Source organism: Aureimonas sp. AU40, assembly GCF_001463785.1.
Classification (GTDB): Bacteria; Pseudomonadota; Alphaproteobacteria; order Rhizobiales; family Rhizobiaceae; genus Aureimonas.
The window spans coordinates 155,536-170,977 of sequence record NZ_BBWL01000054.1; the positions used below are offsets into that span (position 1 = coordinate 155,536).

Sequence of the window (15,442 nt, forward strand, 5' to 3'; positions counted from 1 at the left end):
TCGCGCCGGTCAGTGCTCGCCCGATCGGGTGGAAACGCCGCTCGCTTCGGCGAGCGCGTCCAACAGTTCCACCAGTTGCGGGCTGGGGCAGGCGGAGCCAAACCCGTGGCGCGCCTCCTCCGCGTCGAGCAGCACCACGCTGCACAGCGCATCCGTCAGGTCCGGCGGTGCGGGCGGGCTCCGGCCTTCGTCCGCCCAGACCCGGTTGGCCGCAAGAATGACGGCGCCGAGATCGGCGTCGGTGAGGGTGCCGCTCGCCTCCTGCTCGATGACGCTGGCCGTGGGATCGTTGCTCGTCCCGGCCCGGAGCCGCGTCACCGCCCGGCGCATCGTGCCCGCATCGAGATCGACGATGAGCCAGTTCGCCAGCGGCGAGAGGATGTTTCCCCGCGCGACGAGGACGCCATGGGCCGGCAGGGCGCCGGGAAAGGCCAGAGGAAGTTTGGCCCGCTCCGTTCGATACGGCGAGTCTCGCTTGTCCTGAGCGTAGGGGTGAGCCGCCACCGCCTTCGGATCAGCGGCGAGACCCGGCGTAGGAGCGACGCAGAACGGCAAGACACTTGCGGCGATCAGGCCGAAGAGACGGATGCGCGGGATAGGGCGGCGCAGGGATCGAGCGTCCACGACATGCCAAAGGCGAAGACAGGCCCGCCACCGCCCACTCCGGCGCGGGACATCACCTCTACCGCCACGCGGCAGCCCTTCGATCCCGCGCGCCGAGGTCAAGGACGGCCCGCTCCCCACTCGAAACAGCGAAACCCGGCGCGACCGATCGCCCGGGTCTCGCCTCCGATATAGGCCGAATTCAGAGCGCGTCCTTGGCGGGCGGCTCGTCGCCCGTCGTCTCGTCCAACGGCGCGTCCTCTTCCAGCCCTTCGGGATCGGTCGCCTCGTCCGGGCCCTTGATCATCGTGCCGTTGATCTTGATCGAGCCATCGGCGGCGGCCTCGATCAGCCATTCCAGGCGCCCGCCATCCTTGGGCTTCGACAGGCCCTTGGCGAACTGCAGCATGCCCACGGCCTGATGGAGGCTGGGATCGTCCGCCGCCGCGCCCTGGAGCGTGCCGATCACGGTGTCGAGACCGGCCGCGTCGATGGCCAGCTTCGCGTCCGGCGCGCCGGACGCGAACGACATGTCGCCGCTGAAGGCGATGTCGAGATCGCGCGAATGGATGCGGCTCGACTTGATCCGCGCCTGAATGCGCTCGGGCGCGAAGGCGGCGGCGGCCTTCAGCTGAGCTTCCGGCGACAGCGGCGGGTCCTGCGTGAAATCCGCTTCGTCCAGGGCGATGGCCACCGGGGTCGCGAGATCGGCGCCCGATACGGCGACGCCGATCTCGATCAGGTCGGGCGAAAGCGAGGCGCCCCAGGGCGGCATGAACGGCGTCTCGATCGCGATGCCGCGCAGCGCCAACTCCATGTCCATGGTCGAGTCCGTCGCCACGCCGCTGAGGCGCAGGGACTGGCTGGCCTCCTCGGCGCGGAACTTGCCTTGCGGCATGGCGAGGGACACGTCCTTGGCGGTGGCGCCGCCTTCGAGGCTGGCCCAAAGCGGCAGGATGGCGCGGAGCTTGTCCTTGAGCTCGGTTCCGAACGGGCCGGCGAGCGTCGCCTTCGCGTCGCGGTCTAGCGCCTCCACATTGGCGATGACGAGCGTGTAGAGATCGAGCAGCGGGCGGGTTCGGGCGGCCTTGGCCGCGCCGCGCGTTTCGATCTCCTTCGCGCCCATATCCATGGTGAGCGACAGGGGCTCGCCGTCCTCTCCGGCGGGAATGGTGAAGCTGGTCGCCTGGGTGACGGTGTCGTAGACCTGTGTGAACGCGATGTCGGCCGCGCCGTTTCCGGCGGGCGCACCGTCGATCTTGATCCGCGTCTGCGCGATCTTGGTGTCGCTGGTCGTGTTGACGGCGTCGGACTGATGGGTCGTGGTCGCCCCCGCCTGCCCCTCGGCCGACAGGAAGGTGGCAAGCTCCGGCGAGTAGATGCCCTTGATGATCTGCGACTCCTGCCGATAGGCGAAGCTCTCCGCTTGGCCCTCCACATCGTAGGTGGTCGAGAAGGCGACGGGGTCGGCGCCGAAGACGTTCCAGGTGCCGTCCGGCCGCTCGCTGACGATGAACGACAGGGGCGCGAACGTGATCTTCACGCCCTGCATCTCCGACAGGGCGGCGGCAGGGTCGATCGTGATCCGCTGCCCGTTCGGATCGGGCTCGACGCGCAGGATGCGCTTGTCGAACGGCAGGTTGGTCAGGAGGGCGGCGAGCGAAGACTTCAGCCGTGCGGCGCTCACGGTGGTGCCGGCCTCGGCCGGAGCGGGTTGCGTGGCCGCATCCAGCGCGAAGGCCGGCGCGACGAGCGCGGTCGACAGGCCCAGAGCGATCGCCGGACCCATGAAGTGATGACGCATGCGTGACCTCCTGGTCGAACTCTCTTCAACACCGTGATTCGCCCGAGCGGACAATTTGCCGCAACGATGGCGGGTATGGACATACCCAATTCTCACTGGAGAAACACCCGTGTCGAGGCGGCGGCGCCGGTGGAATCGACCACCGAAATCTCCACGAAGCCCGGTTCGCTCGGGCGCCAGGCCGCTTGGCGCTCGTAAAGACCGCGCAGCGCCAGATGCCCGTCGACATACCAGGCGAAGGGCGGCTTGCCGTTGCGCACCTTGAGGCTGAGATCGCTCGCACCGCTGGCAGGGGCGTCCGGCCCGAGCCCGAGCTCCACGCGCGCGTCCCTCGGCGGAAAGACGATCTCGGGCGCGTCGGCGAGTGCCGTCGGGCCACCGGCGCGAAGCCGCCGCATGGCCGGCGGCAGGGCGCGCGAGCCGGCAGCGGAGAGAATGCCCGGCGGCGGCCCGGGCAGGCGCACCGGCGGGCCGATGCGCGCAAACACATCGCGCATCACGGGCGCGGCCGAATCCTGGCCCACGAGCCCCGCCACCGGCGCCCCGTCCGGTCGCCCGAGCCAGACGCCCACGACATGGCGCCCGTCATAGCCGACGGTCCAGGCGTCGCGGTAGCCGAAGGAGGTGCCGGTCTTGTAGGCGATCGTGCCCGGCGGCCCCTTGGCCGTGGTCGGCGCGCCGGCGAGGATCGACGTGACGTACCACGCCGCCTGCTCGCTCAGGATGCGGCGGCCGGCGGCGGCCGGGCCGCCGGGCGGCGCGTCCGCCTCGATGCGCAGCGGGCGCGCAACGCCGCCATTGGCGAGGCCGGCATAGATCCGCACGAGGTCTTCCAGCGAGATGCCGAGCCCGCCGAGGCCGATGGCGAGGCCCGGCAGGGTGCGGCTGCCGAGTTCGGGCTCCGCCCCGGCGCGGCGCATTCGCTCCACCAGCCGCGAGGGGCCGACGGCGGCCAGAAGCTCCACCGCCGGCAGGTTGCGCGAAAGCTGCAAGGCGCGGCGCACGGTGAGAACGCCGGTGAATTCGCTGTCGAAATTCTGCGGTGTGTAGCCGGCAAACGCCGTCGGCCGGTCGTCGATCAGGCTTTCGGGATGGGCGACGCCGCGCTCGAAGGCGAGCCCGTAGATCAGCGGCTTCAGCGTCGAGCCCGGCGAGCGCAGCGCCTTGGTGAGATCGACATAGCCCTGCCGCCCTTCGTCGAAGAGATCGGGCGAGCCGAGCGAGGCGAGAATCTCGCCGGTCGTGTGGTCGGCGACGAGAATGGCGAGGCTCTGCGGCTTGGGGCTGCTCGCCATCTTGTCACGCGCATAGGCCTCGATCCGGCTTTGCAGCGCGGCGTCGATGGTGAGCCGCAGGCGCCCCCGCGCCCCGCCGGGTTTGATCGCCCGCGCGCGGGCCTCGCTCGCCGCGTGCGCGGCCAGAAGGGGCATGTCGAGGCGGCGGGTGGGGATCGGCTCGCGCCGGGCGCGCTCGGCCTCCGCCGCGTCGAGAAGACCGAGCTCGGCCATGCGGGCGAGAACGCGGTCCCGCGCGGCGCGCGCACGCTTCGGGTGGAGGTCGGGCCGCAGCCGCTCGGGCGCCTGCGGCAGAGCGACGAGCAGCGCGGCCTCGCCGGCGGACAGGCGCTTGGGCTCGTGGCCGAACCAGACGAGGCTCGCCGCGCGCACGCCCTCGATATTGCCGCCATAGGGCGCGAGGCGCAGATAAAGCGAGAGGATTTCCGGCTTGGTGCGCGCCCGCTCCAGCGCCAGCGCGCCCAGGAACTGCTCGCCCTTGGCGGCCACGCTGCGGGTCGGCAGGCGCTGGAGGAGCCGCGCCACCTGCATGGTCAGCGTCGATCCGCCGGACACGGCCCGCCCGTGCCGAACCGATTGCCAGAGCGCGCGGGCGAGCGCTTGCGCGTCGATGCCGCCATGGGTCTCGAAGCGCTTGTCCTCCCAGGCGGAAAGCATGGCGAGAAAGCGCGGATCGACGTCGCCGACCTCCGCCTCCAACCGCCAGCGCCCGTCGCTCGCCGCGAAGGCGCGCAGGATCTCGCCGTCGCGCGCCTCCACCACCCGGCTCGTTTCGGGCTCGCGCAGCGCCGCGACGCGGGCCTCCACCGCGCGCTCCAGCGCGGCATGGCCGGCGATCACAGCGGCAACCACCAGCCCCATCGCCGCCAGGGCGGCCAGCGCGCGGCGCCGCCCCGCCAGGGCGCGCGGCGGTTTCACCGCAGCGGGCCGATCACCGAGACATGCGCCTCGGCCGTCTGGCCGCGCCGCTCCGGCCGGTACATGTCCTCCACCGTAGCGGCGGGGTGCACGAACTCGCCGGGCGACAGCGCCCGGACGATATAGGCAAAGCGCAGCCTTTTCAGATCGTTGGCCGGCTTGTCCACCGCCGCGAGAAAGCGCTCGGCACGAAACTCGGTGTGGGTGGCCTCGCCGGAGAGTTCGAGAAAGTCCAGCGCCGCCACGTCCCCGCCTCGCAGGATGGCGGGATTGTCGATCGCGAAACCCGCCGGCAGCGGATCATCGATCATCAGCCGCGCCGGGGCCGTATCGACCGGCAAGACGTCGACCACCGCCACCAGACGCGAGCCTTGCGCGATGTTGGCGGGGTCGGCCTCCTCGCCTTCCAGCGTGTAGTAGCTGCGGGTGATCTCGTAGCCTGAGCTCATCGGCGGCAGCGGCACGCTCGGCACGCCGGCCATGGTCAGCGAGGCGGCGACCGGCGCCCCGCCCCGGTTGCCGATCACGAGACCGGGGGCCAGCGCCGCCTCGTCCAGCGTGCGGGCGAGCACGCCGTCGCGCGGCGTCCCGTCCACGGTCAGCTTGGGCGGTGCGGCGGTCAGCGCGGCGTGGGCGGCGAGCAGCGACCAGACGTCTTCCTGCGTCGAGGTGTAGCGCTTGGCCGCGCGCTCCTGCCCGACTTTGCGCGCCAGCGGCGCGAGATCGAGCCCGTCGACGCCGGTTTCGAGCGCCAGCGTCGTGACGGCCGCGCCGTCGCGCAGCGCGGTACCATAGTCGCTGCGGCTTGGCGCATCGCCCGCTCCGCCCGCGGCCTGCGTCACCGCCGTTCGGAACAGCGCCTCGGCGCGCACCCGGTCGCCATAGAGGGCGAGCGCGCCGGCCAGCTGCGCCTGCGAGAGCGGCGTCTTGAAGTTAGCGGCCTCGTTGTCGGCGGTGTAGCGCAGGTCGCCGATCGCGGCGCGCCCGTTGCGGGCCAGCACGTAATAGGCATAGGCCGCCTTGCTCCAGTCCGGTTGGTCCGGAAGGTAGGCGAGCTGGTTGCGAAGATTGTCGAGCGCCAGCGTGAAGCCCTCCGCCGGCACGTCGTAGCCCGCCTCCCGCGCGCGGGTGAGGAAGTCCGTGACATAGGCGTCGAGCCAGAGATCGCCGCTGCCCGGCGCCCAGAGGCCGAAGGCGCCGCTGGAATCCTGGTTGGCGAGCACGCTCTTGATCGCGCCGTCAACGCGCTCGCGCACCGTCTTCGTCTCGCCAGCGCGCGCTTCATCCGGCCGCGCGGCAAGCCCGGCCGCCAGCACCGTCTCGTCGAGATAAAGAAGCGGCAGGGCGCGACTGGTGAGCTGTTCCGTGCAGCCATAGGGATAGGTGTCGAGCGCGGCGACGACGCCCGCCAGATCGAACCCGCCAAGCGGCGTGACGGCCAGCGTCGCGCGCGCCGTGCCGGGCTGGAACTCCGTCAAGAGATCGGAGCCGAGCGTCAGCTGGCCGCCGGCGACGATCTCGAAGCGGCTCTTGCGCACGGTGCGCGGCTGGATGGAGCGCACGGGCAGCGCGAAGCTCTTGTGCAGCACCGTCCCGTCCGGTGTCGTCAGGGCGAGTTCGAGCGCCCCCTCGCCCGGCCCGATCGCCTCCACCGGTACGAGCAGCCGCGCGCGGCCGCCCTCCGTCAGGTCGAGATCGGCCGAGGCGTTGGCCGCGATGCGCAGGGCGCCCTCGCCGCCGGCGAGCGCCAGATGCACCCGGCCCGCCGGCCCTTCGACATGGTTGAGGTCGATCGCGATGCGCGAGCTGTCGCCGGGGCTGAGGAACAGCGGCCGGCTGACCTGCGCCACGATGGGATCGCGCACCAGAAGATCGGCAGAGGCCTCGCCGACGCCGGTCTTCGACCAGGCGATCGCCATCAGCTTCAGCGTGCCGTTGAAATCGGGCACGTCCAGCGTGACATGCGCCCGCCCGTCCGCCCCCACGGGAACGACGCCGGAAAACAGCGCCACGAGCTGGTCCATCGGCGGCAGGGAAACGCCGCTCGCCCCCGCGTCGCCGCCCGAGCGCACCGAGCCCGGCGCGCCCTGCATCCGGTCGATCAACCGGCTGTAGAGATCGCGGATCTCGACACCGAGCCGGCGCTGGCCGAAATAATGGGTCTTGGGCGAAGGCGGCGCAAAGCCGGTGACGTTGAGAATGCCGGCATCGACGGCGGCGAGCGTGACGAAGGCGCTCTCCCCCGGCTTCACGCCGGCAAGCTGGAGATCGATCCCCACCGGGCCTCGCGGCGCGATGCGCTCGGGCGCGTCGATCGACACGTCGAGCGCCCGCTCGCCGGGCTCCACGCTCGCATGGGCCAGCCCCAGCGCACGGCCGGGCATCTGCTTGGCGGCAATGTCCATCGGCCGGTAGAGCACCGCCGCGACATAGGCCCCCGGCCCCCAGTCGCGCGTTACGTCCAGCGTCACGTCGCCGCCGCCCAGCGGAATGTCGGCGGTGGTCACGGCGACGACGCGCTCGTCCATCACCAGCACCTGCGCCTTGCCGGCAAAGCGCGGCTCGATATGCACCACGGCCTTGTCGCCGATGCTGTAGCGCGGCTTGTCGAGCGCAATTTTCAAGATGTCCGGCGTTTCCAATGCGCGCGCGGAGACGGTCCAGCCGGCGGAAAAGGCGATGCTCGCGGGCAGCGCCGCCCCGGCGGGATCGGTCAGCACCAGCTCGTAGCTGCCCCAGTCGACGGGGAGCGAAAGCTTGGCCGGCGCATCGGCCGTCAGGTCGAGCGCACCGCTGCTGACCCGCGCGACACGGCGCACCGGCTCGTAGTTCCAGCGCCCGTTGGAGGAATACCACGTATAGTCCGTCGAGATATGGTTCAGCACCCATTGCGCGGCCTTGAGATCGATCCGCGCGCCGTCGGGGCCGACCGCGATGATCTCGAACCCGCCCTCGCCGCCCTGACCGAGCGCGCCGTCGAAGAGCGGGCGCAGGCCGATGCGCGGCTTCGTGCCGGCCAAGGGGCGCGTCGCCGTGCGCTCCACCGGGCGCCCGCCGGCGTCGGTGACGCGCACCTGCACGGTGGCGCTCATCGGCTTGGTGGTGGCCGGCGCCTCGAAGGGCTCCAGCGAGACCTTAGCGGCACCGTCCTCGCCGGTCGGCTCGGCCTCGAAGGGCAGGCGAACGGCGGTGGGCTTGTCGTCCGCAAGGCCGAACTGCACGCCGGGATAGCGGTCGAGCCCGTCTACGGCGCTCAGCACCGTTTCGCCGGATACGCCCAAGCCCGCCGCCGGCGCGCCGAAGAGGTAGCGCACGGCCAGATCGATCGACGGTGGCGCGGCGGGGTCGATCGGCGCTTCGGGAAGCGCGAGGTCGAAGTCGATCTTTTCCGGCTCGAAATCCTCGACGCGAAGGCTGGTGCGGGCGAGCGCGGGCTGCTTGGGGTCGGTGAAGAGGGCGACCGTCCAGAGCCCGCGCATGGCGCCGGCGGGAAGCGCGAGATCGGCGGCGAGACCGCCGGCCTGATTGGCCTTGAGGGCCAAGCGCCGATCCTCCACCCCGTCCGGCCGGGTGAGAATGCCGGTGAGGTCGAGATCGTCCACCGCCTCTCCTCCGGCGTCGCGCACCAGGGCGGTCAGATGCACCGTATCCCCGGCGCGGTAGATGCCGCGCTCGGTGGTCAGGAACACGTCCATCGCGCGCGCGGGCTCGCGCCCCTCGACGCCGCGATCGGTCAGGTCGAACGGCGCCGCCGTCATGTCGAGGAAGGAGAAGTCGCCGCCTTGCGGATCGTCGCCCGGCTTGGCGGCCATCAGCACGGCGGGCCGGTCTCCGCCCGTGCCTTTGAGAAGGCCCGGCGCGAAGCGGGCATGGCCGCTGGCATCCGTCTCCGCCGTGCCGAGAATCTCGTTGTTGACCGCCACCAGCTCGAGCTTGGCCCCGGGGAGCGGCTCGGCGGTGGCAAGCGAGCGGGCGAAAACGTGGAACCCGTCCTCGCCGGCAAAGCTGGTGAGACCGATATCGGTGACGACGAACCATTGCGTCGCCAGCGTTTCCTCGTCGCTGCGGGCGTTGGCGGCCTTGGCCGCCAGAACATAGACGCCGGGCCGGCGCTCCTTGAGGAGGGCGGCGACCGGGATGGCCGTCACCACCTCCTCATTGGCGACGCGCTTCACGTCCACGAAGCCCTTCCACAAAGCTTCGCCGTCGCTCTGCGTCACGGCGTCGAACTCGTAGGAACCCATCTGGCCGAGAAAGCGACTGTCGCCCATCGTGCGCGCCAGCGACCGGTCGCCGATGCGAAGCAGGCGCGCCTCCACGACGTCGGTGTTGACGGTGGTAACAGGCATGGTGGCATCGCCGCCCGCTGGCAGGACATAGGCATTGCCGGACAGGCGCACCGAGGGGTCGCGATCCCGCACATAGACCGAGACATCGGCCGATTTCGACAGCGTCTCGCCGCTCGCGGCCGGAACGCCCTTGCGCACCACCAGTCGGTAGCGCGCGCCATGGCGCACGCCGTCGACGCAGATCTGCGATCCGCTGGCGCTGACGGGAAGCGAGTCGCCGCCCTCCACCGACAGGAAGTCGCCGGCGGTCTCGGACGCGGTGACGGCGGAGCTCAGCGGCTCGGAGAAGTTCAGGCAGATGCGCGGGCGCGCCGCGTTGTTGTCGACGCTGTTGTCGACGATGCGGAACCCGTGTTCGGCGACGGCGGCGTCCAGCCGCTTGCGCGCGTCGGGCCGCTCCTCGATCGCCAGGCTCGCGCGCCAGGTGCGGATGGCGTCCTTCCATTCCTCGGCCGCCGCCATGGACTGAGCCAGGAAATCCAGCGCCGCCGCCTTGGACCTGATGTCCTTGGCCGAGAGATAGGCGTTGATCGCGGCCGGCGCGCGCAGGGCGGTGTTTTCGTCCAGCGCCTGCGCATCGTCGGAGGTGAAGGACAAAGCGGACAGGGCGAGGCCGAGCCAGGCGCGGCCGGACTCGGGGTCGCGCCGCAGCGCCTCGCGATACAGCGGGATCGCCGCGCCGAAATCCCGCTGCCCCAGCGCCGCGTCCGCCGCCTTCCACAGGGCCTCGCCCGCCGGAACGGCGGCGTCGCGCTCCTCTTCGGCAAGGCCCAAGCGAAACTGGCGGGCCTCGTCGAGGCGGGTCTTGGGCAGGAAGGCAAGCTCCGCCATTCGCTCGCGCAGCGCTTCGTCGCCGCTGGCCTTGGCCGCTCCGGCGGTGCTGATGCGGCCCGACACGACGCCGGAGGCCGCGCGCAACTCGCCCGCCTCGGCCTTCAGGAAGCACCAACCCTTGGCGGTGTTGAAGGTGAAGGCGCGGCATTGATTGTCGGCGAGGCAGGCCGTCTCGCAGAGATTCTGATCGGCATCCTTCAGGATGTCGTAGTCGTGCCCGTAATAGTCGGCGTTCGGCGCGGGGACGATCGTCCGCTCGCCCTCCTGCGCCAGCGCTGCACCCGTCAGGGAGAAGGCTCCCGGCGCGAGAGCCATAAGCCCCGCGAGCAAAAGACCCGCGAATCGGTTTTCGCGCCGTGCCATCGCCCTCTCCCCCGCCTGTCCCCTGCGCCGGAATCTAGAGGAAGAGCCGCTCTCCCCACAAGCGCCGGTTTAAGGATCTATCAGGTGATTGCGCAGCGCGGACGACGGCGGTCCGCGCCGCCCTCTCAGGCTTCCACCGCCACCCGCGCCTCGGCCGCGACCGGCCGGGGCACGAGAAGCGCCAGGGCGAGCGTCGCGGCGGCGATCAGGAACACGCCCCAGAAGGTGAGATGCAGCGAGGCGCCGAGCGCCAGACGCGCGGCTCCGTCGGCGGCGAGAGCCCCGGTCTCGCCGAGCAGGCGCCGGATTTCCTCGAAGCCGCCGGCAGGCCCCGTCCCGCCTAGCAGCGACAGGCTGAACACGGCGCCCAGCGCGCTGGCGCCCAGCGTCGAGCCGAGATTGCGGGCGAAGACGTTGGAGGCGGTGGCCGCGCCCCGTTCGCTCCAACCGACGCTGCCCTGGATCATCACGATCGCCGCCGTGTTGAGAAAGCCCATGCCGAGCCCCATCACAACCGAGCCCAGCGCCGGCACGGCGGGCGACATGCCCGGCTGCAGGATCAGGAAGGCGAGGGCCCCGATGGGCAGGAGGAGGGCGCCGAAGAGCAGCGTCGGCCGCAGGCCGAAGCGCGTGAAGTTGCGCGCCGCCAGCGTCGCGCCGATCGGCCAGCCCAGAACCATGGCCGTCAGCGTGAAGCCCGCTACCAGCGCGGACTGGCCGAGCACGCCCTGCACATACATGGGCAGAAAGGTGGTGAGGCCGATCACCGACATGCCGCTGAACAGCGTCGCGGCGTTGACGGTCAGGATCGAGCGGCGCGACCAGAGCGCCATGTCCATCATCGGGTCGGCGGCGCGCCGCTCCTGCGCGAAGAAGAGCACGGAGGAAAGCGCGAAGACGAGGCAGGCGCCCCCCGCCACCGACCAGTCCCGCGTGCCAGCCTCGGTCAAGGCGACCATGAGCGCGGCGACGGCGACGGCGAAGAGCCCGGCTCCCAGGCCGTCCACCGTGCGGCGCTCGCGCGCCACGTCCTCCTTCAGGAACATGGTGAAGCCGGCGAAGGCGAGAAGGCCGATCGGCAGGTTGATCCAGAACACCCAGGCCCAGCTGAGATGCTCCACGATCACCCCGCCGGCAAAGGGGCCGACCACGGAGGACACGCCCCAGACGCTGGCGAGAAAGCCCTGGATCTTGGCGCGCTCCTCCATCGTGTAGAGATCGCCGATCACGGTGAGGCCGACGGGCTGGATGGCGCCCGCGCCCAGCCCCTGAACGAAGCGGAAGGCGATCAGGCTCGTCATCGACCAGGCAAAGCCGCAGAGGATGGAGCCGATCAGAAACACCACGATGCCGAAAAGCAGCACCGGCTTGCGGCCGAACGTGTCGGCCAGCTTGCCGAAGACCACCGTCGTGGCGGTCTGCGTCAGGAGAAAGGACGAGAAGACCCAGGCATAGAGCTGGAGATCGCCGAGCTGCCCGGCGATCTGGGGCATCGCGGTGGAGACGATGGTCGCCTCGATCGCGATCATGGCCATGGAGGCCATCACGGCCGCCAGGATCAGGGGCCGGCGGCGGAGGGTGGAGTCGGCATTCATGCAGGATCAACCGATCGACGGGGCGCGAAAAGCGGCGCAGGAGAACAGGACCCGGGCCGGCGACAGGATCGGTCGGCGGGGATCGTCAGGCACGCAAACTAATCCGCTTCACGTTCTCGCGAAAGGGTGAAGTCAGCAGCCGCGACGCGCCTTCGCAGGGGCCGAGACGGCAGGCGCCTACACCCTCGATCCCGCACAATAGGCGCCGAAGGCCGCAACGAGATGGGTGAACACGGCGTCGATGCGGGCGCTTCGCCTGAGGTCCTCGTGCGCCACGATCCAGGTGTCGAGCTCGTAGACCACGACATCCGGCAGCACTCGGACGAGATCGCGCTGGCCGATCGGAACCTGGGCGACGCCGATGCCGAGGCCGGCGCGGACGGCGGCGAGTTGCGCGGGGTGGTTGTCGGTGCGGAGCGCGAAGCGGGCCGCTACGCCCTCGCGGGTCAAAAGGGCGTCCACCACCGCAAGTTCAGCCGGCGAGCGATCGGGGCCGATCAGCCGGTGCCCCTCCAGATCCTTCATGCTCTGCGGCAGGCCCCGCGCCTCGACATAGGCCGGCGCGGCGAAGAACCCGACCGGGATGCGCCCGACATGGCGCATCACCAGCGCGTCTTGCCGGGGCGGATGCATGCGCACGGCGATATCGGCTTCCTGATGCAGAAGGTCGGCCGAGGCGTTGCTCAGAACCAGTTCGACGTCGAGATCGGGGTGGCGCTCGCACAGCTTGCCCAGCATGGGCGGCAGCACCTCGACGCCGACGAAATCGGGAACGCTGAGGCGCACCGACCCGGCGACCGAACCCGTCTTCTCCGACGCGGCCCGGCCGAAGGCTTGCGAGGCGAAACCCATGCGCCGGACATGCTCGGCCAGCGCCCGCGCGTGCTCGGTCGGCGCAAGGCCGTTCACGCCCCGCGCGAAAAGCGGTTGGCCGATCGCCCGTTCGAGATCCTCCACGCGCCGCCGAACCGTCGGCTGGGTGAGACCCAGCGCGCGGGCGGCCGCCGAAAGGCTGCCCGTGTCCACCACGGCGAGAAAGGCGCGCTGGTCGTCCCAGCCGGGTTCGGATTGGCTCATCGTTTTTCGATGAACGGCCTGTCGCTTCTCGTCAATTCCTCACTGGCTCTTGCGGCCTTAAATTTCGTCTCAGCAACAGGAGACGGACCCATGAGCAAGACAATTCTCGTTCTCGGCGCAACGGGCGGCATCGGCGGCGCTCTGGCGCGCGAAGCCTTGAAGCGCGGCTGGACGGTGCGCGCGCTGGTGCGCGATCCCGCCAAGGCGGCGCGCGACTGGCAAGGCTCGCCCGCGCCCGAGTGGGTTCGGGGCGATGCGATGGTGCGCGGAGATGTCGTCGGCGCGGCCGCCGGAGTCGCGGCGATCGTCCACGCCGTGAACCCGCCGGGCTACCGGAACTGGTCGCAGCTGGTGCTGCCGATGATCGACAACACGATCGCCGCCGCCCGTGCGGCGGGCGGTGCCCGCATCGTGCTTCCCGGCACGATCTACAATTACGACGCGGCGTCGACGCCCGTGGTGGACGAGCGGACCCCGCAGCAGTCCAAAGGGCGAAAGGGGCGCATCCGCACCGAGATGGAACGGCGCCTCGCCGATGCTGCGCCCGACGTGCCGAGCCTCGTCGTGCGGGCGGGAGACTTCTTCGGCCCCGGCGCCCAGCAGACCTGGTTCGCCCAGGCCCTGGCCAAGCCACCGCTGGAGCGCATCGTCTCGCCCGGCCGCGCCGGTGTCGGCCATGGCTGGGCCTATCTGCCCGATCTGGCGGAAGCGATGGTGCGGCTGATGGACCTGCCGGCGGGGGCGCTGGCTCCGGCCGAGCGCGTGCAGTTCGGCGGCGTCTGGGATGGCGACGGCAGCGGGATGGTTTCGGCGATCCGCCGCGCGGCGGGTCGACCCGACCTTCCCGTCAAGCGGTTTCCCTGGTGGCTGATGCGGCTTCTCGCGCCGTTCGGCGGCTTCCCGCGCGAGGTGGTGGAGGTCAGCGCCTTCTGGCGCCATCCCGTCCGGCTCGACAACGCCCGCCTCCTGGCGCTGCTCGGCGAGGAGCCGCACACGCCGCTCGACACGGCGGTCGCGGCCGCCCTTCAGGACATGCGGGCGTGACCTGTCCCTAGCGAACCGCCAGCCCGGCGTGCAGCCCGCCGTCGATCAGGAAATCGGCACCCGTGACGAAGCCCGCCTTGTCGGAGGCGAGATAGGCGATCAGTTCGGCGACCTCCTCCGGCTCGCCGATGCGTCCCAGCGGATGGGCCGCGCCGAAGCGGGCGAAGGCCTCCTCCTCCGAAACGCCCTCGCCGCCATAGGTGCGGGCGGCGAGCGAGAGGATCGGCGTGCGCACCGAGCCGGGCGAGACCGAATTGACGCGCACCTTCTCGCCCGCATGGTCCAGCGCCATGGCCCGCGTCAGCGCGTGGATCGCGCCCTTGGTCGCGACATAGGCCGCGACGTTGGGCTGGCAGTTGTGGCCCTGCACGGAGGAGACGTTGACGATCGCGCCGCCGCCGCGCCGGACCATATGCGGAATGGCGAAGCGTCCCGTGAGATAGATCGAGCCGACATTCACCGCCATGCAGCGCGCCCAGTCGGCCGCCGCCGTGGTCACCACCGTGCCATAGGGATGGACGGCGGCGGAGTTGACCACGATGTCGATTCCACTACCAAGCTCCGCGCATTCGGCCACCGCCGCCTCGACCTCCGCCTCGTCCGACACGTCGGTCCGGCGGGTGCGCAGGGCGAGGCCCCGCTCGCTCGCCAGCCGGTCGAGCGCCGCGTTGGCGGCGGGGTCGATGCCGCAGACGAGGACGCTCGCCCCGCCCGAGGCAAGCCTCACCGCCACTGCTGCCCCGATGCCCGAGCTTCCCGTGACGAGCGCGACCTTGCCGGCGAAATCCATGACTGTCCTCGTTCAGTTGGTTTGCGTTTGCGTCTGCTCGCTCGCGGCGATGAAGCGCAAGCCGTAGCTGAGATGGCGCCCGATCAGATAGGCATAGGCGACCCGGTCGCGCTCGCGCAGGGCCGCCACGATTTCGAGATGCGCCGCATGCGTGTCGACCTCGACGATGCGCGCCTCCTTGCCGACGCGCATGAGGTTTTCGATCGCCGGCCTCAGCATTCGAAACGTGGCGCGCGCCGTGCCGTTGCCCGACAGCGCGATCAGCGCCTCGTGGAACTCGTAGTCCGCCCGCGCCAGTTCCGCGACGCCGCCGGCGCCGAGGATGCGATCGTTGACGGCTTGGAGATGGTCGAGATCGGCCTCGGAGGCGTGGAGGATGATGTGGTCGCCGACGCCGGTCTCCAGAATGCGGCGAAAGCCTTGAACGTCGCGGAACCCTTCGGCCGAGACGCCCTGGTGGAAGGAGAACAGCCGCTCCACCGCCGCCGCATGCCCATCGGAGACGATCGCGCCGCTTTTCGGCCGGGTCTCGATCAGTCCGAAGGCGCGAAGGATCACCAGCGCTTCGCGAACCGTGTTGCGCGAGGCGCCCAGGATCTCGCAGAGTTCGCGCTCGGTGGGGAACGGATCGCCAGCGCGAAGGCCGCGCACCGCCAACAGCTCGCGGATCTCGTCCACCAACCGGTTCACCACCGACCCGGACCCTGCCTCCGCCTGTGCTTTCGGATTCGCGACCTCTTTCATGCGGGGAAGACTAGCCGTTGGTTGGA

The 15,442-nt window shown here is 70.8% G+C and carries 9 protein-coding genes; 1 reads left to right on the top strand and 8 read right to left on the bottom strand.

What is annotated here, in order from left to right; all coding sequences use genetic code 11:
• Window positions 1-9 precede the first annotated feature (9 nt).
• From AUL32_RS21825 to AUL32_RS21850, 6 genes are all read right to left on the bottom strand, one after another.
• The gene (locus tag AUL32_RS21825; RefSeq protein WP_156421572.1) at window positions 10-624 is read right to left on the bottom strand and encodes a hypothetical protein; all 615 of its coding nucleotides are present in this window, start codon (window positions 622-624) and stop codon (window positions 10-12) included.
• 181 nt (window positions 625-805) lie between these two features.
• A complete protein-coding gene (locus AUL32_RS21830; protein WP_062119878.1) occupies window positions 806-2,407 on the bottom strand; it encodes a hypothetical protein in 1,602 nt (533 codons plus the stop codon).
• A 92-nt stretch (window positions 2,408-2,499) separates the two neighbouring features.
• Entirely contained in the window at window positions 2,500-4,620 is a 2,121-nt protein-coding gene (gene pbpC / locus AUL32_RS21835; RefSeq protein WP_244498014.1) for a penicillin-binding protein 1C, read from the bottom strand.
• Entirely contained in the window at window positions 4,617-10,166 is a 5,550-nt protein-coding gene (locus AUL32_RS21840) for an alpha-2-macroglobulin family protein (protein ID WP_062119881.1), read from the bottom strand. Before AUL32_RS21840 ends, pbpC begins: the two co-directional genes overlap by 4 nt.
• Window positions 10,167-10,291: 125 nt before the next feature.
• The gene (locus AUL32_RS21845; RefSeq protein ID WP_062119883.1) at window positions 10,292-11,761 is read right to left on the bottom strand and encodes an MDR family MFS transporter; all 1,470 of its coding nucleotides are present in this window, start codon (window positions 11,759-11,761) and stop codon (window positions 10,292-10,294) included.
• A gap of 177 nt (window positions 11,762-11,938) precedes the next feature.
• Window positions 11,939-12,838 carry a LysR family transcriptional regulator gene (locus tag AUL32_RS21850; RefSeq protein WP_082659985.1) on the bottom strand — a complete coding sequence of 300 codons (900 nt, stop codon included), beginning with the start codon at window positions 12,836-12,838 and terminating at the stop codon, window positions 11,939-11,941.
• A gap of 90 nt (window positions 12,839-12,928) precedes the next feature.
• On the opposite strand from AUL32_RS21850, the gene AUL32_RS21855 reads away from it, so the two are divergent.
• Complete coding sequence (locus AUL32_RS21855; RefSeq protein WP_062119886.1) at window positions 12,929-13,882, top strand: NAD(P)H-binding protein; 954 nt, start codon at window positions 12,929-12,931, stop codon at window positions 13,880-13,882.
• A 7-nt stretch (window positions 13,883-13,889) separates the two neighbouring features.
• Here the strand turns inward: AUL32_RS21855 and AUL32_RS21860 are convergent, their stop codons facing one another.
• Complete coding sequence (locus tag AUL32_RS21860; protein ID WP_062119889.1) at window positions 13,890-14,672, bottom strand: SDR family NAD(P)-dependent oxidoreductase; 783 nt, start codon at window positions 14,670-14,672, stop codon at window positions 13,890-13,892.
• 12 nt (window positions 14,673-14,684) lie between these two features.
• On the bottom strand, window positions 14,685-15,416 hold the full coding sequence (locus tag AUL32_RS21865) for a FadR/GntR family transcriptional regulator (protein WP_062119892.1): 732 nt from the start codon (window positions 15,414-15,416) through the stop codon (window positions 14,685-14,687).
• Window positions 15,417-15,442: the final 26 nt, after the last annotated feature.

What these genes read in the sequence shown, in the direction of transcription:
- AUL32_RS21850 (WP_082659985.1), bottom strand. Translation starts at nt 12,838, where the DNA reads ATGAGCCAATCCGAACCCGGCTGGGACGACCAGCGCGCCTTTCTCGCC.
- AUL32_RS21855 (WP_062119886.1), top strand. Translation starts at nt 12,929, where the DNA reads ATGAGCAAGACAATTCTCGTTCTCGGCGCAACGGGCGGCATCGGCGGC.
- AUL32_RS21860 (WP_062119889.1), bottom strand. Translation starts at nt 14,672, where the DNA reads ATGGATTTCGCCGGCAAGGTCGCGCTCGTCACGGGAAGCTCGGGCATC.
- AUL32_RS21865 (WP_062119892.1), bottom strand. Translation starts at nt 15,416, where the DNA reads ATGAAAGAGGTCGCGAATCCGAAAGCACAGGCGGAGGCAGGGTCCGGG.
- AUL32_RS21830 (WP_062119878.1), bottom strand. Translation starts at nt 2,407, where the DNA reads ATGCGTCATCACTTCATGGGTCCGGCGATCGCTCTGGGCCTGTCGACC.
- AUL32_RS21845 (WP_062119883.1), bottom strand. Translation starts at nt 11,761, where the DNA reads ATGAATGCCGACTCCACCCTCCGCCGCCGGCCCCTGATCCTGGCGGCC.
- AUL32_RS21840 (WP_062119881.1), bottom strand. Translation starts at nt 10,166, where the DNA reads ATGGCACGGCGCGAAAACCGATTCGCGGGTCTTTTGCTCGCGGGGCTT.